Source organism: Stenotrophomonas sp. TWI1183 (assembly GCF_039673115.1).
GTDB lineage: Bacteria > Pseudomonadota > Gammaproteobacteria > Xanthomonadales > Xanthomonadaceae > Stenotrophomonas > Stenotrophomonas maltophilia_AA.
Genome location: NZ_JBDJKZ010000009.1, coordinates 1 through 20144 on the forward strand (window position 1 = coordinate 1; position 20144 = coordinate 20144).

The following is a 20144-nucleotide window of genomic DNA, read 5'->3' on the forward strand; positions in this document are numbered from 1 at the left end:
GCTCCAAGGTGTCCTGCCGGCCAGCGGCCGGCACTACCGTTGATGGTGTCCTGCCGGCCAACGGCCGGCACTACCGCTCATGGTGTGATGCCGGCCAGCGGCCGGTACTACCAGCGTCTGCTTAGCGCGACGTCAGCGCAGGATCCGGAACCGGACCTGCGTCCACGCACCATCCGCGGCCAATGCGGTCAGCGTGTGCTCGCCCACCTCATCGAAATCGCGCTGGAACAGCCGCGCGCCTTCGGTGCGGGCGATCCAGCGGTCATCCAGCAGCCAGTCCACCGTGGTCTCATTGCCCAGCGCACGCAGTTGCAGGCGCACGCCGTGTTCGGCATTCGGCGCGCGTGCGAGGGTCGCGCGGTCGTTCAGCCCCTCGATGTGCAGGGTGCCGCCACTGTCGCGGCCGTCCGCGCTGCAATCCGGCGACAGCACCGGCAGTTGCGAGGCCTGGCGCTGCGCCTGCGGCAGCCACGGCGACAACAACGCCGGCCAGCGTGCGATCTCACGCGACTCCGCCTCATGCGGCCGGCTGCACTCCGGCGACAGCCGCAGCCCCGTGCGCGCATCCACCTGGAAGCGCTGCAGGCCCGGCTGCCACAGCCGCGCATCGCGCTCGGCGAAGGTCGGCGGTACCGCGCCGTCCAGCACGAACGCCGGCATCCGCCGCTGGCACAGCGCGGGCGCTGTCTGCTCCGCCAGACCACCGGTCGGCCAGCAGATATCGGCCTGCGCCACGCTCGCCGGCATCGGCGCCGCACTGGCATCGCCGGCCTGGCGCGGCAGACTGTCGATCACCTCGAACATCAGCGGCAACGCGGTCACCGCGCCGTACTGCCCAGGCAGCGGCGTGCCATCCGGACGCCCGACCCAGACGCCCACCGTGTAATGCCGCGTCGTGCCGATCGCCCAGGCATCGCGGTAGCCGTAGCTGGTGCCGGTCTTCCAGGCCACGCGCGGGCGGCCGGTGACGTCGAAGGTGCCCGCGCCATACCCCGGGCGGGGATTGGATTCGAGCATCTCGCGGGTGATCCAGGCCGCGCCCGGTGACATCAGGCGACGCTCGATCACCGCATCCTCGGCGGTGTAACGCACCCGCCCGGCGATGCCGTTGCGATTGAACGCGGCAAAGGTACCGACCAGGTCCTCCAGCCGCGCGCCGGTACCGCCCAGTATCAGCGACAGGTTCGGTGCACTGCCGTGCGGAAAGCGCAGGTTGATGCCCGCATGCGAGAGGCGTGCCGCGAAGCGCGCCGAGCCGACCCGGTCCAGCAGGTCCACGGCCGGCACGTTCAGCGACAACCGCAGCGCCGTGGCCACACTGACGGGCCCGTTGAAGGCCGCATCGAAGTTGCCCGGCCGGTAACCGCCGAAACTCTGTGGCGCATCCACCATCAGGCTTTCCGAATGGATCAGGCCATCATCCAGTGCCATGCCGTACAGGAACGGTTTCAGCGTGGAGCCCGGCGAGCGCCAGGCCTGCACCATGTCCACATGGCCGAGCCGTTGCTTGTCGCCGAAGGCGACCGAGCCGACATAGGCACGCGCCTCCAGCGTGCGGTTGTCCACCACCAGCAGCGCGGCCGAGGTGCGCTCGGGCAACTGCGAGAAGTACGACGACACACGCTCTTCCAGCGTGCGCTGCAGGCCGATATCCAGCGTGCTCTCGATCCGCGCCACCCGGGGCTGCGCCGAGCGCAGGCGCTGGGCCAGCAACGCTGCATGCAGCGGGGGCTGCAGGGCACGCGTGACCACCGGCTCGATGCGCGCATCATCGACCTCCTCGCGTGACCACACGCCGAGCGACACCATCCGTTCCAGCACCTTGTCGCGCGCACGTTGCGCCGCTTCCGGGTGCCGGTCCGGACGCAGCCGGCTCGGCGACTGCGGCAATACCGCCAGCAACGCCGCCTCGGCATGCGACAGCTGCGAGGCCGGCTTGCCCAGATAGGCCCAGCTCGCCGCCTCCACGCCTTCAATGGTGCCGCCGTAGGGCGCGCGTTCCAGATACAGCGCCAGGATCTGCGCCTTGCTCAGGTGCAACTCCAGCTGCACCGCGCGCAGCAGCTGCTTGGTCTTGCCCCATGGCGTGCGCGTATGCGGATCGAGGATGCGGGCGACCTGCATGGTCAGGGTCGAGCCGCCGGAGACGATCCGCTGTTCGAACAGCCATTGCGTGCCGGCGCGCAGCAGGCCCCACGGATTGATGCCCGGATGCCGCCAGAACCAGCGGTCTTCGTAGTTCAGCAGCGCCTGCAGGTACAGCGGCGAGACGCTGTCGGCGGAGGCCGGGTAGCGCCACACCCCGTCGGCATCGGCGAAGGCGCGCAGTGGCGTGCCATCGCGCGCGACGACCAGGGTGCTGGTGTCGCGCTGCCTGGGCAGCGGTGGCGGGAACGCAAGATCCATCACCAGCAGCAGCGCGAGCACCGCCGCCGTGCCCCAACGCAGGCAGGGCAGCACGTTGCGTCGTACGGAGGCCCACGACCGCTTGGAAAAAAGAGACGTCATGTCCATTCAGCAGCGAGGCAGGCGGGCCGTCATCGCGACGGCCCGCCCTGCGATCAGGGCTGCACCACGGTCAGCGAGGCCGGGAGACTGCGCCCCACGCCGCGCAGGTCGGGACGGTACATGTCCTCCACCAGCGGCGGCGGCACGCGATACGTGCCTGGCGTGACCGCACGCACCAGGTAGAACACCTTGGCGGTGCTGCCACGCGAGAGTTTCAGCGCGGCCACATAGCGGTCGTCGCGGAACTCTTCGTGCTTGATGTTGGCCGCATCGCCACGATCGTTGACGCTCAACCCGTCGACAACGACATCGGCCCACTGCTTGGCATCGCCCAGGTTGAAGTTCTCGATCTCCAACCCCGCCGGCAGCAGATCGGTCAGCAGTGCATCGGGCATGTCCACGTTCGGGGTGACGCTGACCCGCACGATCAGGGCCTCGCCTTCCTTCAGCGGACGCGGCGTCCACGGCTTGCCGTCGGTGGTGTACCAGCTGCGCTCCACGCCGAGCGTGCGGCTGTCCGGTTCCGGCGGGTTGCGCGGAATGCCGGCCACTTCCAGGCTGGCGAACATCGGCGGCTCCCCCTGCGGGGTGAAGCGCACGCCCTTGGCCAGCGCGGCGTAGTCGAAGCTGCGGCCGAACATGCGGCGCGCCGAGATGCTCTCGCTCTCGCCACCGACCACCAGCTCGCCGGACACCAGCTTCTTCTGGTTGGCCGACAGCGCCTTGCCCATGCGCGCCAGCGCCACCTGTTCCTGGGTGCTCAACCACATCCAGCCGCTGTTGCGGCGGGCGTCCAGCGCGCGGCCGAGATCGACCGCGCGTGCATCGTAGGCCGGCTTGGACAGCTTGCGTTCGTGCAGCAGCGCGATCATCAACGCGTCATCGCGCACCGCGCTGCCGTAATCGCCGAAGTAGGCCGGACGGTCGTCCGCGCTCTTGGCAAAGCCGGCGGCAATGGCTGCATCACCGCGCTTGTGGTCGCCCTGCAGGGACAGCGCGATGCCCAGGTGCACCAGCGACAGGCCAGTCAGCGACTTGCTGCGCTCGTTGTCATACAGCGCACGCAGGGTACCCAGCGGCGCGCGGTTGACCCGGGCCAGCACGTAGCCCGAATAGGCCTGGTTGGCGAACTTCAGGTTCTCGCGGCGGTCCTCGCCATAGAACTGGTTGCCGCCGGACAGCAGGTCTTCGCTCAGGCGGTTCAGCACCTTCTGCAGCACGTTGTCCGGTACCGCGAAGCCGGCGTCCTTGGCGTCGAGCAGGAACTCGGCGATGTACGGCGTCAGCCACGGATTGATGTAGCCGTCGTCGCCCCACATCGAGAAGTTGCCGTTGGCTACCTGCATCGAGGCCAGGCGGCCGAACGCACCTTCCATGCGCTCGCGGCGGGTCTTGGCATCCAGCCCGTCCGCACCCAGCATGGCCGAGGTCGCTTCATCCAGCATCAGCGCGGCATAGCCCTTGCTGGTGGTCTGCTCGGCGCAGCCATACGGATAGTTGAGCGCGCCGTTCAAAGCACTGGCGAACGGAATCGGCGGCAGTGCGCTGACCAGCATGCGTGCGGTCACCGAGTCGTTCATCAGGCCATCGGCCAGCCCGGCTTCCATCGTGACCGCGGCCAGCGGATCCAGCGTGCGGGTCTGTGCGCGCAGCACCTGCGGCCACGCCGCGCGCACCGGCAGGTCATAGCGGCGATCGACCTTGAAACCGTTGCCGTCCACGCGTACGCGGACCTTGGCTACCGTGTAACCCTCGCGCGCAGTCAGCGGGAAGCTCAGCGTGCTCTTGGCGTCGGCGTTGAGCTTGAGCGTGCGACTGGAGTCGCCCAGGGTCAGCGGCCCGATGCCATCCACCTGCACCTTGAACTCGCCCGGCGTGCCGGTGAAGTTCTGCACGTCCAGGGTGACCGTGCTGGTATCCCCGGGCGCCATCACGCGCGGCATGCTGGCTTCGGCCAGGATCGGCGCGCGCACCACGGTCTCCACATCGCGCTTGCCGTACTGGTCATCGGCGTACACCAGCGCCGAGACGCGCAGGGTGCCGTTGAAATCCGGCACCTTCAGCGCGATCCGCGCGATGCCCTTGGCATCGAGCTTCACCGGGCCGGAGAACAGATCCACCGTCTGCACGCGCGCGGTCGGACGCTTGGCCTGGGGCATCGCGGCCAGGGCCATGTCGCCACCGAACTTCAGCTTGCCGCTGCTGCCATCGAAGCTTTCGATCACGCGGCTGTAGATGTCATACGCATCCACGCCCAGGCGGCGCTGCGCGAAGAAGTGCGCGGCGGCATCGGGGACCGGGAAGCGGGTAATGTTGAGGATGCCCACATCCACTGCCGAGACCGTCACATGCGCGACCTTGCCAGCCAGCTGCGGGGCACTGACGGTGACCGGCAGCGTCTGCTCCGGGCGCATCTGCTTCGGTGCCACCAGGCCGACCGCGATCTGGCGGGCCTTGCGGTCCATCGGCACATGCACCACGCCGACCGCACGGGCCGGGGTGATCTTGCTCGGCGCACTGCCACCACGGAACACCAGCGCGGTGATGTAGACGTCGTGGCGTTCCCACTCGGCCGTGACCGGAATGTCGTAGGTGCTGCCCGGCTTGGCGTCGATGTCCTGGACGTAGAGCATCTTGTCGCTCTCGACCATCAGCACGCCCTTGCCGGCATGCGGCGGGGTCACGGTGACGCGCACGGTATCGCCGGCCTTGTAGCCGGTCTTGTCCAGCGCCAGCTTGACCTTGTCCGGGCGCGCATCCAGGCCGCGGTTGTCGTCGTTCCAGCTCCAGCCGGCGTTGAACGGATAGCGGCTGGTCAGCCCGGTGGCCGGGTCGAACACGTCCAGCCGGTACTCACCCCACTCTACCGGGAAATCAACACCGACCGCCGCGCTGCCGGCATCGACGGTGCGGGTGTCCTTGTTCTCGAAGCGGCGGGTGAAATCGTAATCCCAGCGGTTGTCGTTGAAGGTCCAGTGGTAATCGCGCAGCTCGCGCACCAGCGTGACCTTCAGGCCCTTGGCCGGCTGCGGCTTGCCCGCCGCGTCCACGCGCATCAGTTCGAAGCGCGCGTTGCTGTTGGCATCCGCGCCATCCTTGGGATCGAACAGCGGGCGCACGCCGACCAGGGCCGCGGCCGGCCACATCACCCGCTTCAGGGTGCGGGTCACGGTGCGGCCACCGGTTTCATACACGCTGCCGGACAGCACCACGGCGATCGGCGCGGTCGGCTTGACCTCGGCCGGCAGTTCCACGTCCTGGCGCAGCTTGCCGTCGGCCGGGAATTCGGTATCGATGACGTCGCGCGCCTCGCGCGGCAGCGCGGTGGTCGGATCGCCGAAGAAATAGCCCGGCAGCGACTCCACCGGCGACTGCTCGGCCGCCACGACCAGGCGTGCGGTAAAGCGGTTGCCGTCGGCCGGCGCGCCGTACAGATACGCGGCATCGGCCTGCAGCTTGAGCGGCTCGCCCGGCTTGAGCGTCTTCTGTGCGCTGTCCAGGTCCAGCTTCATGCGCTCGGGCAGGAACTCCTCGATGCGCAGGGTCATGCCCTGGATCGCTTCCTTGCTGGCCGGATTGGTGCGGAACTCCACCTGCCAGCGCCCGGTCGGCGCCTCGGCCGGAATCAGCTGCTCGAAGCTGAAGTAGCCCTGCTCGCCCGGGGTCAGGCGGGTCTCGCGGAAGGTCTTGCCGTCCGGCTGCTTCAGGCGCAGGAAGACGGGCTGTGGCTTCACCGGCTTGCCGTCGTTGTCGCGCAGCAGCGCGGAAATGCGCACGGTCTCGCCGGGACGGTACAGGTCGCGGCCCGACCAGGTGAACACGTCGAACCAGGCATTGTCGCGCCCGGCCACGGCGAACTCGCTCAGGTCCAGCGCGGGCTGGTTGAACGGCAGCATCGAGGTATCGCCGCCACTGCTGGCGATCAGCACATGGCTGGCATCCAGCGTGTAATTGAGCAGCGCATTGCCGTTGCCGTCGGTCGCGCCCTTGAGCACCACCTCGCCCTTGCCATCCAGGATGCGCAGCTCGATCTTCTTCAGCGACGCCCCGCTCTGCAGCGAGGCCGTGTGCACGAACAGCTTGTCCTTGTAGGCGCGCGTATGCAGGCCGATGTCGCTGACGGTGAAGAAGGCGGTGTCGTACTCACCTTCGAACGAACCGCTGCGCTTCATCACCGCGAAATACAGGCCGGGCTGCTGCAGCTCCTTGATGTCCTGCGTCGGCAGGTAGGTGAGCACGCGCTCGTTCTGCTTGCCGCCGATCACGAAGCGGTTCACGTAGACCGGCTCGGCCAGCTGCGACATCGGCGTCTTGTCGCCGTAATCGCTGTCCAGCTCCCAGCTGCCGCGGCGGCCGCCACGCTGGTACTGGCTGAAGAAGTTCGGCAGTTCCTTCTCGCGCACGCGCAGGAACTCCACGTCCACTTCCGGCACGTTGACCGACACCACCGGCAGGCCGCGGCTGTCCTTGGCCGGCAGCACGCTGCCCTGCGAGGCGAACCCGGCCACCGGCTTGAGCTCACCGGTGAAGACTTTCTGGCGCAGCTCCTTGCCGATCCGGCTGCCATCGGCGGCAAGCAGGTCGGGCGAGACGATCAGCGAGTATTCCTTGGCCGCCTCCACGAACGGGTAGCGCAGGGTCTTGCCGTCATCGGACAGCGACCAGCTGCTGTCCTCGGTCCCGACCTTCTCGGCGAAACGGACCAGCGTGTCGAAGTCCTGGGTGCCGACCAGCGGGCGCGAAAACTCCAGCGCCAGCGACAGGCCGTCGCTCTTCTGATCGGGGTAGGCCCGGACCAGAGTGAACTCGGTGACCGCCTCGGCCTTGGCCGTGATCGGCGCGCCGGACGGTGCCGGCAGCTGGCCGCTGTCGTTGCGCTTGCAGCCCCCGACGCCGATGGCCAGGCCGGCGACCAGCGCCAGGCCCGCGATTCCCTTCCAGCTCCACTGCCCGAACCGACTGCGGCTAGCCATGACGTCACTCCTTGAACAAGGCCGCCAGTATACGGGCCGTCCCCGCTCGTTCGCGGGCGACCCCGGGCGATCCGGGCGTCATGGGCGGCGGGCGGGGCCACGGCGAAGGGCAGCCGACCAACGGTCGGCGTCTACCCGGCCACGTAGAGGTCCACATACTCGTGCACCGGCATCGCCTCCAGCGCCACCGGGTCCAGCGACGCCTCCAGGATCCGGCGCTGCTGCACGGTCGGGAACACCCCGGCCAGGTGCCGGCGGAACTTGTCCTCCAGCAGCGGGATCCCCTCGGCGCGGCGGCGGGCATGGCCCAGCGGGTACTCGACCACCGCGTCCATCGTGCTGCCATCGGTGAAGGTCACCTGCAGCGCGTTGGCGATGCTGCGCTTGTCCGGGTCCATGTAATCCGCGGTGAACCGTGGATCTTCCACGCAGGTGATCTTCGCCCGCAGCGCATCGATGCGCGGATCGGCCGCCACGTCGTCCTCGTAGTCCTCGGCGACCAGGCGGCCGAAGATCAGGCCGATCGCCACCATGTACTGCACGCAGTGGTCGCGGTCGGCCGGGTTATGCAGCGGGCCGGGCTTGTCGATGATGCGCAGGCAGGCCTGCTGGGTGCGCAGGGTGATCTGCGCGATGTCTTCGCTGCGTTTGCCGCTGGCGCGCATCTGCGCGTGCAACTGCATCGCCGCCTCGACCGCGGTCTGGCCATGGAACTCGGCCGGATAGCTGATCTTGAACAGTACGTTCTCCATCACGTAACTGCCGTAAGGCCGCTGGAAGCGGAATGGCTGCCCGCCGAAGGACACATCGTAGAAGCCCCAGGTCGGCGCGGTCAGCGCACTGGGATAGCCCATCTCCCCGGCCGCGGCCATCAGCGACAGGCGCACTGCACGGCTGGTGGCATCACCGGCCGCCCAGCTCTTGCGCGAGCCGGTGTTGGGCGCGTGCCGGTAGGTGCGCAGCGACTGCCCATCGACCCAGGCCAGCGACAGCGCATTGAGCATGCGCTCGCGATCCAGGCCCAGCATGTGCGAGACCACTGCGGTGGAGGCGACCTTGACCAGCACCACGTGGTCCAGCCCGACCCGGTTGAACGCATTCTCCAGCGCCAGGCAACCCTGGATCTCATGCGCCTTGACCATCGCGACCAGCACATCGCGCATGGTCAGCGGCGCCCGGCGCAGCGCCTCGGCATTGCGGCTGAGCCAGTCGGCGGTGGCGAGGATGCCGCCGAGGTTGTCGGAGGGATGGCCCCACTCCGCCGCCAACCAGGTGTCGTTGAAATCCAGCCAGCGGATCATCGCGCCGATGTTGAAGGCGCCCTGCACCGGATCGAGCTCGAAGCGGGTGCCGGGCACGCGCGCGCCATTGATCACCCGCATGCCGGGCACCAGCGGCCCGAGCAGCTTGCTGCAGGCCGGGAACGAGAGCGCCGCCAGCCCGCAGCCCAGCGTATCGATCAGGCAGTGCCGCGCGGTGGTGTACGCCTGCGGCGAGCTGACCTGGTAGTCGCGGACGTAATCGACGATGTCGGTCAGGACCGTGTCCCATGGCGGGCGCTGGCTGCTGTGGCTGTCGTGACCGGACATCGCGATTCTCCTGTTGGGTATTACAAGGTAGTGGCAGGCACCCGTACCGCACCGTCCATCAATACGCGGGCGCTGCGGCTCATGATGGCCTTGGTGACCGTCCACTGACCGTCAACGACCCCAATTCCGGCTATCTGCAATTGAACGAGATCTAGCTGACCATCAGACTTCACCAAACTCTGCCAACCACCAGCGCGCCTAATCGGGCCCCGAGGGAAATCCTCCACATCCCTCAGCAGTGACAGAGAGCTTCATTAAAAATCACCAGTAGCGAAATATCGGAATGAACTGATCAGCTTCACCCGCGACCAGCCGACAGTATATTCTGCCACCCCCCACCTGACAGGGCACGCACCGAGAACGGCAAGGCCGACTACCGATCCATACTGAGAAGAATTGACAGAGAAACGCCACTACCCGTAGCGCAACCCCGAGATATACAGGCACCCATGAGCATCATTGACTCAATCAGACTTAAGACTTGGGACAACTCCACCCGAACCATCCCGCTTACCCAATCGGATCAAACTACACTAAGGCAAAAGTACTCGACTACAGTCATCACCGGCCAGAACGGCTCACACAAAAGCTCGGCACTAAGGGCCATCGCTGAGCATCTCGTCAACCCATCACCGAACACTGAAAACAACGACCATATCCCACAGAGCAACCCACAGGTGTTGTGCGTATCAGGCTCTGCCGCCGACCGTTTCCCTCAAAAACAGGGACCAGGCGGAAGAATTACTACCTACGACACGCCCCGATACACATATATTGGACAGAGGGTTATGTCCAATCTTCTAAGCAAAAAGGCACCCATCGAACAAATGCTTCTGTTCGCCTTGGATCCAGCTAGGGCACATCGATTCCAGTGGAACTTCTTTTCTCAGGCGCATGAGTTTGCGGGCATACGAGCTGGCGCGGACATCTCAATTCGAAGACCGAAAAACAAAGATGAGAACATAGACACCCTCAAACGAGTGCAATCTGCATCTCAAGGGGTGACGACGACGAAGCCTCATCCTCGCCCCTTAGTTTCCGAACTCACTGCCAATTGGCTTCTTGACGAGTTCACCTATGATGAGTTCAGAGATCTCGACCATTTATTGCGCGAAAAGAGATTTGGCAATCTTAGAGTGAGACTTACACCTACCGGGAGCGAGTCAGAAGCCATCGACCCCAACGTCATCCGACTTGGGTTCCTCACAGACCTTTTAACCATAAATGAAGTAAATGTTCAGAAGGCCGACAGCTATAAGCTATCGGCGTTTGAACTGAGCTCTGGCGAGTTCCAAATGTACTCAACCCTACTTTCCATAGGCTTTGCGCTTGAGGAATACTCAGTACTTCTCATTGACGAGCCCGAGAATAGCCTCCACCCACAATGGCAACGATCCCTAATGAGCTCATTGTTCGATATTTGCGATACAGCAATGACGAACGGACAGATCATCGTTAGCACTCACTCGCCTCTAATCGTCGGATCTGCCAAGGATGGAAGCACCATCGTAGATCTTTCTCGTGACGGATTCAGCATAGAGACTGCGTCGTACGGCGCTTCGTCGGACGAGCTGCTATTAGCTCAATTTGGGGTAGGATCCAGCAGGAATCGCACCGTCGTTAACATCGTACAGTCAGCTGTATCTTTGTTTGAGGATGACAAGCTGGATAGCGAAGAGTTCAAGACACTACTACCCGAACTTCGTGCGGTTAGAGATTCACTCACCCAAGAAGACCCATTAATTCAGGTGATTGACGCATTAATGATCGAGGCTGAACAGTAATGCACATTGGATTTGAGTACATCCACCCTGAGCCAACGCTACCTCCGGGAATCGCCCCCGCAGATCTACTTACAGTCGACTGGTCATCCCAAACCAAGGCTGCGCTGGCATTCAAAACATCGCTCAGTCGCGCACTCAGGGTAGCTCAAGTTGGACGATGCTGCTACTGCAGGCGCGTGCTATATGATAATTACGCCACACACATCGAACACTTTATTGATAAGAGTTCGTTCCCCGACTACAGATTTGAAATTAGAAATCTTGCACTGTCTTGCGGAACCTGCAACATCAAGAAGGCCGGATACTTCAAGAGATGGAATAGGCGCTCAAGGATTCCATCACTTGGGATTAATAGCCACCACTGCCCTGTCATCAACACTCAACTACCTCCGGGCACTCCGTACCCCACCGAGGCCAAGGACTTCAGATGGGTTAATCCATATGTGCATAACTACTCCAATCACATCGATTTGGGCCGCGGATGGATATTTCGCAGCAAGACGCGCGAGGGCGGCAGAACCATAAAGTGGCTCAAACTCAATGAAGTCGGCGAAATAGAAAGGCGCGCACTGTTTGAGAGGATGCAGACTCGCGGAGGACTGTTGTCAAAATTGGTCTACGCGATTTCCGAGCTCAATCAACACCGAGCGCGCGATGTGGGAGACGTCCTCGCAAGAGCGATTGCAACGCGCGGCCGTATCCGCAGGAAGCTGCCACAAGCATGAGCACCTCAGCGAGAGAAGGGAATCATCAGCCTCAAAGACGGTGGTGTGAGAGGGGGACCGGCCGGAACAAAGCGGTCCCTGAGCTACAGCACCGCGCTTCTTGGCACCCTTACCGCACCGTCCATCAATACGCGGGCGCTGCGGCTCATGATGGCCTTGGTGACCGTCCACTGACCGTCAACGTGCATCGCCTGTGCACCCACGCGCAAGGTGCCGGAGGGATGACCGAAGCTCACCGATTCACGCTCACCACCGCCGGCGGCGAGATTCACCAGCGTGCCCGGAATCGCGGCGGCAGTGCCGATGGCGACCGCGGCCGTACCCATCATCGCGTGGTGCAGCTTGCCCATGGACAGCGCGCGCGCATGCAGGTCGATCTCGCCGGCGGCGATCTGCCTGCCGCTGGACGACACGTAGTCCTGCGCCGGCGCGACGAAGGCGACCTTGGGCGTGTGCTGGCGGGTCGCCGCCTGTTCGATCGTCTCGATCAGGCCCATTCGCACCGCGCCGTGCGCGCGGATCGCTTCGAAACGCGCCAAAGCGGCCTTGTCCTCATTGATCGCCGGCTGCAGTTCGGTGCCGGTGTAACCCAAGTCCGCGGCATTGAGGAAGATGGTCGGAATGCCGGCGGTGATCATCGTGACCTGGAAGCTGCCCACGCCGGGCACGTCGAGCGTGTCGACCAGGTTGCCGGTCGGGAACATCGCCCCGCCCTCGCCGTCATCGGAGGGATCCAGGAACTCCAGCTGGATCTCCGCGGCCGGGAAGGTCACGCCATCCAGCTCGAAATCGCCGTCTTCCTGCACCTGTCCGTCCACGATCGGCACGTGCGCCAGGATGGTCTTGCCGATGTTGGCCTGCCAGATGCGCACGGTGCAGACGCCGTTGTGCGGGATCCGCGCCGGATCGATCAGGCCATTGCTGATCGCGAACGGGCCCACCGCCGTGCTGAGATTGCCGCAGTTGCCGCTCCAGTCCACGAACGCGGTCTCGATCGAAATCTGGCCGTACAGATAATCCACGTCATGCTCCGGCACCGACGGTGCGGAGAGGATCACGCACTTGCTGGTGCTGGAGGTCGCGCCGCCCATGCCATCGGTGTGCTTCGCGTATGGGTCGGGCGAGCCGATCACGCGCATCAGCAGCGCATCGCGCGCCGGGCCAGGCACCTGCGCCGCGGCAGGCAGATCGGTCAGCTTGAAGAACACACCCTTGCTGGTGCCACCGCGCATGTAGGTGGCGGGAATGCGGAGCTGGGGGAGAAACGCCATATCGAAGTCCTGAGGGAAGGACGGCCCGTTGCCGGGCCGTCGTGATGCGGGTGGAATCAGGCGACCTGCGCCGATTCCAGGAAGTCCTGGGCGAACCGCTGCAGCACGCCACCGGCCTCGTAGATCGAGACTTCTTCGGCGGTATCCAGCCGGCAGGTGACCGGCACCCGCAGCTGTTCACCGTTGCGGCGGTGGACGACCAGGGTCAGCTCGGCGCGCGGCACGCGGTCGCCGAGCACATCGAAGGTTTCAGTGCCGTCGATGCCCAGCGTCCTGCGGTTGACGCCTTCCTTGAACTCCAGCGGCAGCACGCCCATGCCGATCAGGTTGGTACGGTGGATGCGCTCGAAGCCTTCGGCGGCGATCGCCTCCACGCCGGCCAGGCGCACGCCCTTGGCGGCCCAGTCGCGCGAGCTGCCCTGGCCGTAGTCGGCACCGGCGATGATGATCAGCGGCTGCTTGCGCGACATGTAGGTTTCGATGGCCTCCCACATGCGGGTGACCTGGCCTTCCGGCTCCACGCGCGCCAGCGAGCCCTGCGTGACCTGGCCGTCGATCACGGCCATTTCATTGATCAGCTTCGGGTTGGCGAAGGTGGCACGCTGCGCGGTGAGGTGATCGCCGCGGTGGGTCGCGTAGGAATTGAAGTCTTCCTCGGGCAGGCCCATCTTCGCCAGGTATTCACCGGCCGCGCTGCTGGCCATGATCGCGTTGGACGGCGACAGGTGGTCGGTGGTGATGTTGTCGCCGAGTACCGCCAGCGGTCGCATGCCGGTCAGGCTGCGCGCACCGGCCAACGCGCCTTCCCAGTACGGCGGGCGGCGGATATAGGTGCTCTGCGGGCGCCAGTCGTACAGCGGGCTGATCGGGGCGCCGTGTTCCACCTTGAAGGTGAACATCGGGTCGTAGACCTTGCGGAACTGTTCCGGCTTGACGCTGGCCTTGACCACCGCGTCGATCTCGGCATCGCTGGGCCACAGGTCCTTCAGCGTGATCGGGTTGCCGTCGGCGTCATGGCCGAGCGCGTCCTTCTCGATATCGAAGCGCACCGTACCGGCGATCGCATACGCCACCACCAGCGGCGGCGAGGCCAGGAAGGCCTGCTTCGCGTACGGGTGGATGCGGCCATCGAAGTTGCGGTTGCCCGAGAGCACGGCGGTGGCATACAGGTCGCGGTCGATCACTTCCTGCTGGATTTTCGGGTCCAGCGCGCCACTCATGCCGTTGCAGGTGGTGCACGCGAAGGCGACGATGCCAAAGCCCATCTGTTCCAGCTCGGTCAGCAGGCCGGCTTCTTCCAGATACAGCTGCACGGCCTTGGACCCCGGCGCCAGCGAGCTCTTCACCCACGGCTTGCGGGTCAGGCCGGCACGGTTGGCGTTGCGCGCCAGCAACGCCGCGGAGATCACGTTGCGCGGGTTGCTGGTGTTGGTGCAGCTGGTGATCGCGGCAATGATCACCGCGCCATCGGGCATCAGGCCCTCGGCCTGTTCCAGTTTGCCCGAGGCCAGCTTGCCTTCATCGGCGATGCCGCGGGCGGCCAGGTCGGTGGTCGCCACGCGCTTGTGCGGGTTGGACGGGCCGGCCATGTTGCGCACCACGGTGGACAGGTCGAACTGCAGCACGCGCTCGTACTGCGCGGTGACCAGATCGTCGGCCCACAGGCCGGTGGCCTTGGCGTAGGTTTCCACCAGCGCGACCTGGGCATCTTCGCGGCCGGTCAGGCGCAGGTAGTCCAGGGTCTGCTGGTCGATGTAGAACATCGCCGCGGTGGCACCGAATTCCGGCGTCATGTTGGATATCGTGGCGCGGTCACCGATGGTCAGCGCGTTGGCGCCCTCCCCGTAGAACTCGATCCACGCACCGACCACGCGCTCCTTGCGCAGGAATTCGGTCAGCGCCAGCACCACGTCGGTGCAGGTGATGCCGGGCTGCGGGCGGCCGGTCAGCTCCACGCCGATGATGTCGGGCAGCCGCATCCAGGAGGCACGGCCGAGCATCACGCTCTCCGCCTCCAAGCCGCCGACGCCGATCGCGATCACGCCCAGCGCGTCCACGTGCGGGGTGTGGCTGTCGGTGCCTACGCAGGTATCCGGGAAGGCCACGCCATCGCGCACCTGCACGACCGGCGACATCTTCTCCAGATTGATCTGGTGCATGATCCCGTTGCCCGGCGGAATCACGTCGACGTTCTTGAACGCCTTCTTGGTCCAGTTGATGAAGTGGAACCGGTCTTCATTGCGGCGGTCTTCGACGGCGCGGTTCTTCTCGAACGCAGCCTTGTCGAAGCCCGGGAATTCCACCGCCAGCGAGTGATCGACGATCAGCTGGGTCGGGACCACCGGATTGATCTGCGCCGGATCACCGCCTGCATCGGCGATGGCATCGCGCAGGCCGGCCAGATCGACCAGGGCGGTCTGGCCGAGAATGTCATGGCAGACCACGCGGGCCGGGAACCACGGGAAATCCAGGTCCTGGCGGCGTTCGATCAGCTGGCGCAGCGAGGGCTCCAGCGTGGCCGGGTCGCAGCGGCGCACCAGGTTTTCGGCCAGCACGCGCGAGGTATACGGCAGCGTGGCATAGGCACCGGGCTGCAACGCGTCGACGGCGGCACGGGTATCGAAATAGTCCAGCGCGGTGCCGGGGAGGTTCTTGCGGTACTGAGTATTCATGGCTGGCGATAGCTGCTTGTTGGCGGGCCGGGGCGTCGTGACACCGGCGAAGAAGGAGTAGCGACGCCGCAACGGAGCAGACCGGCATCGCGCCGGCCTGTTCCGCAAAGCACCCGCGAACGGGTGCGGTACGTCTGTCTTACTTGCGCTGGTCGATCGGCACGAAGGCCTGGTCTTCCGGGCCGGTGTAGTTCGCGCTCGGGCGGATGATCTTGCCGTCGATGCGCTGCTCGATGATGTGCGCGCTCCAACCGGAGGTGCGGGCAATCACGAACAACGGGGTGAACATCGCCGTCGGCACGCCCATCATGTGGTAGCTGACCGCGCTGAACCAGTCCAGGTTCGGGAACATCTTCTTGATGTCCCACATCACCGATTCCAGGCGCTCGGCGATGTCGTACATCTTGACGTTCTGCTGCTCGGCGGACAGGTCGCGCGCCACCTCCTTGATGATGTTGTTGCGCGGATCGCTGACGGTGTAGACCGGGTGGCCGAAACCGATCACGACCTCCTTGCGCTCGACGCGGGCCTTGATGTCAGCCTCGGCATCGTCAGGGCTGTCGTAGCGCTTCTGCACTTCGAAGGCCACTTCATTGGCGCCGCCGTGCTTGGGACCGCGCAGCGCACCGATGCCACCGGTGATCGCGCTGTACATGTCACTGCCGGTGCCGGCGATGACGCGGCAGGCGAAGGTCGAGGCGTTGAACTCGTGCTCGGCGTACAGGATCAGCGAGGTGTGCATCGCCTTGACCCACGAATCCTGCGGCTTCTCGCCGTGCAGCAGGTGCAGGAAATGGCCACCGATGGAGTCGTCGTCGGTTTCCACGTCGATCGCACGACCGTTGTGGCTCCAGTGGTACCAGTACAGCAGCATCGAACCCAGGCAGGCCATCAGCTTGTCGGCGATGTCGCGCGCGCCCGGATGGTTGTGGTCGTCCTTCTCCGGCGACACGCAGCCGAGCACGGACACGCCGGTGCGCATCACGTCCATCGGGTGCGCGGACGGCGGCAGTTCTTCCAGCGCGGCCTTGACCGCGGCCGGGATGCCACGCAGCGACTTCAGCTTGGTCTTGTAGGCGACCAGCTCGGCGCGGGTCGGCAGCTTGCCATGGACCAGCAGATGCGCGATTTCCTCGAACTCGCTGGTGTTGGCCAGATCGGCGATGTCATACCCGCGGTAATGCAGGTCGTTGCCGCTGCGGCCGACGGTGCACAGCGCGGTGTTGCCGGCGGCGGTGCCCGACAGGGCGACGGATTTCTTCGGCTTGAAGCCGGGGGCGGTAGTGGTGTCGCTCATGATCCCTCCAGAAAACAGTGTGCGGTCTTACTTCTTGGCGGCGAACAACGCATCGAGCTGCTGCTCGAAGGCGTGGTAACCGATACGGTCGTAGAGTTCCTCGCGGGTCTGCATCGCCTCCAGCACATTACGCTGGTGGCCCTCGCGGCGGATGGTCTCATACACGTTCTCGGCCGCCTTGTTGGCAGCGCGGAACGCGGACAGCGGGAACAGCTGGATGGCGACGCCGGCCGAGGCCAGCTCATCGCGGCTGAACAGCGGCGTGGCGCCGAACTCGGTGATGTTGGCCAGCACCGGCACCTTCACCGCATCGACGAAGCGGCGATAGGTCTCCAGATCGTAGGCGGCCTCGGCGAAGATGCCATCGGCACCGGCCTCGACGCAGGCGATGGCGCGTTCGATCGCGGCCTCCACGCCATCGACCTGGATGGCATCGGTGCGCGCGATCAGGAAGAAGTCCGGATCGGTCTTCGCATCGGCAGCGGCCTTGACCCGGTCCACCATCTCCCCCTGCGACACGATCTCCTTGCCCGGGCGGTGACCGCAGCGCTTGGCGCCGACCTGGTCTTCGATATGGCAGGCAGCCGCGCCGGCCTTGATCAGCGACTTCACCGTCCGCGCGATGTTGAACGCGCTCGGGCCGAAACCGGTGTCGATATCCACCATCAGCGGCAGGTCGCACACATCGGTGATGCGGCGCACGTCGATCAGCACGTCTTCCAGGGTGTTGATGCCCAGGTCCGGCAGGCCCAGCGAGCCGGCCGCGACGCCGCCGCCGGAGAGGTAGATCGCCCGGTAGCCGGCGCGCTTGGCCAGCAGCGCGTGGTTGGCGTTGATCGCGCCGATCACCTGCAACGGCGATTCGGCGGCCAGTGCGGCGCGGAAACGCGCGCCAGCGGAAGAAACGGGGGTGCTCATGCGGCATTCCATCGTGATTGACCGGTTGATAAGCGCAAGGGCCGTGCCAGGTGGCAAGTGTCTGATTTCATTGAGGCAGCGAGGTGACTGCGACGTTTCACCTTGAAACATTGAAACATCTGTAACATGGCTGCAACTGAAACATTGAAACACGACCATGTCGATCAGCCTGCCCCGCCACCGCGCCCGCCTGTCCGATCCCGATGCCGGCCAACTGCCGGTGATCTGGACTGTCAGCGTGTCGCGCCTGACCGGCCTGCTGGGGGACGTGATCCCCGAGTTCGACCGCCGCGCCCGCATCGTGCCGATCAACCTCGGTTTCGAGGAGGCAGTGGATGTCATCGGCCAGCGCCTGCGCCGCGAACACTGCGATGTGGTGATTGCCGGCGGCTCGAACGCGGCCTACCTGCGCAGCCGGCTGGAGGTGCCGCTGGTCCCGATCCAGGCCAATGGCTTCGACCTGATGGAAGCGCTGGCGCGCGCGCGCCGGATCGCCCCGCGGATCGGTCTGGTCACGCACGCCACCGACGTGCCGACGTTCGGCAGCTTCCAGCACAGCTTCGGGCTGGATATCGAGCACCGCCGCTTCGTCACCCGCGAAGATGCGCGCGACTGCATCGCCGACCTGCGCGCCAACGGCATCGAGGTGATCGTCGGCACCGGCATGGCGATCGACCATGCCGAACAGGTCGGGCTGCCCGGCGTCCTGCTGTACTCGGCCGATTCGGTGCGACAGGCGTTCGAACACGCACTGGAGCTGACCCAGACCCTGGCGCGCTCCGGTGCGCCGTCACCGCGGCGGCGCACACCGGCCAGGCCACGCGACGCCGATCACGCCCTGCTCGGGGACAGCGCGCCGATGCAGCAGGTGCGCGGGAACATCGCGTTGTATGCGCCTTACGACAGCACCGTGCTGGTGACCGGCGCCACCGGTACCGGCAAGGAACTGGTGGCGCGGCAACTGCACGCCGCCAGCGGACGACGCGGCCGCTTCGTCGCGCTGAACTGCGGGGCGATCAGCGAATCGCTGCTGGAGGCCGAGCTGTTCGGCTACAACGAAGGCGCGTTCACCGGCGCGCGGCGCGGCGGTCGTGTCGGTCTGGTCGAAGCCGCCGAGGGCGGCACCCTGTTCCTGGATGAAATCGGCGAACTGCCGCTGCCGTTGCAGACCCGGCTGCTGCGGGTACTGGAAGAGCGCGAAGTGCTGCGCGTGGGCGCCACCGAGCCGACGCCGGTGGACGTACGCGTGGTCGCGGCCACGCTGCAGACGCTGGAATCGCTGGTGGACACGCAACGTTTCCGCCGCGACCTGTATTACCGCCTGGCCGCGCTGCGCATCGCGCTGCCGACGCTGCACGAACGGCGCGAGGATGTCCCCTTGCTGGTGAGCCACTTCTTCCGGCAGCTCGCCGGTACGGACGCACCGTTGTCCGCCGAGGCGATGGCACGGCTGCGCGACTACGCGTGGCCGGGCAACGTGCGTGAGCTGCGCAACATGGTCGATCGCCTGCGCATCCACTGGCAGCAACAGCCGGGCGAGCTGACGTTGCCGCAGATGCTGCAGTGGTTGCCGGAACTGCACGCGGCGCAGCAGCCACTGGCGGTTCCAGGCGCCGGCGCCCCGGCAGCCCTCACCGCTGCCTCGGCGGCGCGGCCGGATGCGGCCGCGCTGCGGCGGCTGCTGGCCGACTGCGGCGGCAACCGCGAGCAGGCGTGCGCGCAGCTGGGCGTATCGCGGACGACGCTGTGGCGGTGGCTGCGCGAGCTTCCGCCGGCCTGATTACGGGAACAACATCCGCTTGCTCCACTGCCCGTCAACACCGGTCTCATAGCACCAGCGCTCGTGCAGGCGGAACTGCGCGCCGTACCAGAACTCGATCCGCTGCGGCACCACGCGCAGGCCGCTCCAGCCTTCCGGACGCGGCACGTCGCGGCCCTCGAAGCTGGCCTCGGTGGCCGCCACGCGCGCGTCGAATTCTTCGCGCGAGGCCAACGTCTTCGATTGCAGTGACGCCCAGGCACCGATCTGACTCATGCGCGGGCGCGAGGCGAAGTACGCATCGGCCTCGGCGTCGCTGACCTTCTCCACCCCGCCTTCGATCCGCACCTGGATGCCGGCTTCGCGCAGGCTGCGCCACAGGAACAGCAGCGCGGCCCGTGGATTGGCCTGCAGTTCACGCCCCTTGTGGCTGTCCAGGTGGGTGTAGAAGACGAAGCCGCGTTCGTCGAAGGCCTTCAGCAACACGGTCCTCGCGGAGGGCTGGCCGTTCGGGTCGGCCGTGGCCACCGTCATCGCATTCGGTTCGACTTCGCGGCTTGCCTTGGCTTCTTCGAACAGCCCGGCAAAGGTGGACAACGCTTCGGCATACAGATCGGTCATGGCGGTTTTCTTGTCACGCGGTTTGGG

10 protein-coding genes and 1 pseudogene are annotated in these 20144 nt (G+C 65.7%); 2 read left to right on the forward strand and 9 right to left on the reverse strand.

The annotated features are described in order from the left end of the window. Positions 1–132: 132 nt before the first annotated feature. The 4 genes and pseudogenes from pbpC to ABE434_RS10320 all read right to left on the reverse strand — a co-directional run. Complete coding sequence (gene pbpC / locus ABE434_RS10305; RefSeq protein WP_346478760.1) at positions 133–2508, reverse strand: penicillin-binding protein 1C; 2376 nt, start codon at positions 2506–2508, stop codon at positions 133–135. Between the two features lie 53 nt (positions 2509–2561). Next, entirely contained in the window at positions 2562–7481 is a 4920-nt protein-coding gene (locus ABE434_RS10310; RefSeq protein ID WP_346478761.1) for an alpha-2-macroglobulin, read from the reverse strand. A 131-nt stretch (positions 7482–7612) separates the two neighbouring features. After that, positions 7613–9070: a bifunctional 2-methylcitrate dehydratase/aconitate hydratase gene (locus ABE434_RS10315; RefSeq protein ID WP_346478762.1), complete on the reverse strand. Its 1458-nt coding sequence runs from the start codon at positions 9068–9070 to the stop codon at positions 7613–7615. A 20-nt stretch (positions 9071–9090) separates the two neighbouring features. After that, positions 9091–9192 (reverse strand): annotated as a pseudogene (locus ABE434_RS10320) (PrpF domain-containing protein); the annotation flags it as partial. 327 nt (positions 9193–9519) lie between these two features. On the opposite strand from ABE434_RS10320, the gene ABE434_RS10325 reads away from it, so the two are divergent. Next, on the forward strand, positions 9520–10854 hold the full coding sequence (locus ABE434_RS10325) for an ATP-binding protein (protein ID WP_179460348.1): 1335 nt from the start codon (positions 9520–9522) through the stop codon (positions 10852–10854). Between the two features lie 808 nt (positions 10855–11662). On the opposite strand, the gene prpF is transcribed toward ABE434_RS10325, so the two are convergent. The 4 genes from prpF to prpB all read right to left on the reverse strand — a co-directional run bounded on the left by prpF (position 11663) and on the right by prpB (position 17737). Continuing rightward, on the reverse strand, positions 11663–12850 hold the full coding sequence (gene prpF, locus ABE434_RS10330; RefSeq protein ID WP_346478763.1) for a 2-methylaconitate cis-trans isomerase PrpF: 1188 nt from the start codon (positions 12848–12850) through the stop codon (positions 11663–11665). Between the two features lie 56 nt (positions 12851–12906). Beyond that, positions 12907–15522: a Fe/S-dependent 2-methylisocitrate dehydratase AcnD gene (acnD, locus tag ABE434_RS10335; protein ID WP_176990576.1), complete on the reverse strand. Its 2616-nt coding sequence runs from the start codon at positions 15520–15522 to the stop codon at positions 12907–12909. A 139-nt stretch (positions 15523–15661) separates the two neighbouring features. Further along, on the reverse strand, positions 15662–16819 hold the full coding sequence (prpC, locus tag ABE434_RS10340) for a 2-methylcitrate synthase (protein WP_123730477.1): 1158 nt from the start codon (positions 16817–16819) through the stop codon (positions 15662–15664). A 27-nt stretch (positions 16820–16846) separates the two neighbouring features. Next, positions 16847–17737 (reverse strand): methylisocitrate lyase, encoded by an 891-nt coding sequence (prpB, locus tag ABE434_RS10345; RefSeq protein WP_346478764.1) that lies wholly within the window; start codon positions 17735–17737, stop codon positions 16847–16849. A gap of 157 nt (positions 17738–17894) precedes the next feature. Here prpB and prpR point away from each other — a divergent pair, with 157 nt between their 5' ends. Next, complete coding sequence (gene prpR / locus ABE434_RS10350) at positions 17895–19517, forward strand: propionate catabolism operon regulatory protein PrpR (protein WP_346478765.1); 1623 nt, start codon at positions 17895–17897, stop codon at positions 19515–19517. Here the strand turns inward: prpR and pdxH are convergent, their stop codons facing one another. Beyond that, positions 19518–20117: a pyridoxamine 5'-phosphate oxidase gene (gene pdxH, locus ABE434_RS10355; protein WP_346478766.1), complete on the reverse strand. Its 600-nt coding sequence runs from the start codon at positions 20115–20117 to the stop codon at positions 19518–19520. Between the last annotated feature and the right edge of the window lie 27 nt (positions 20118–20144).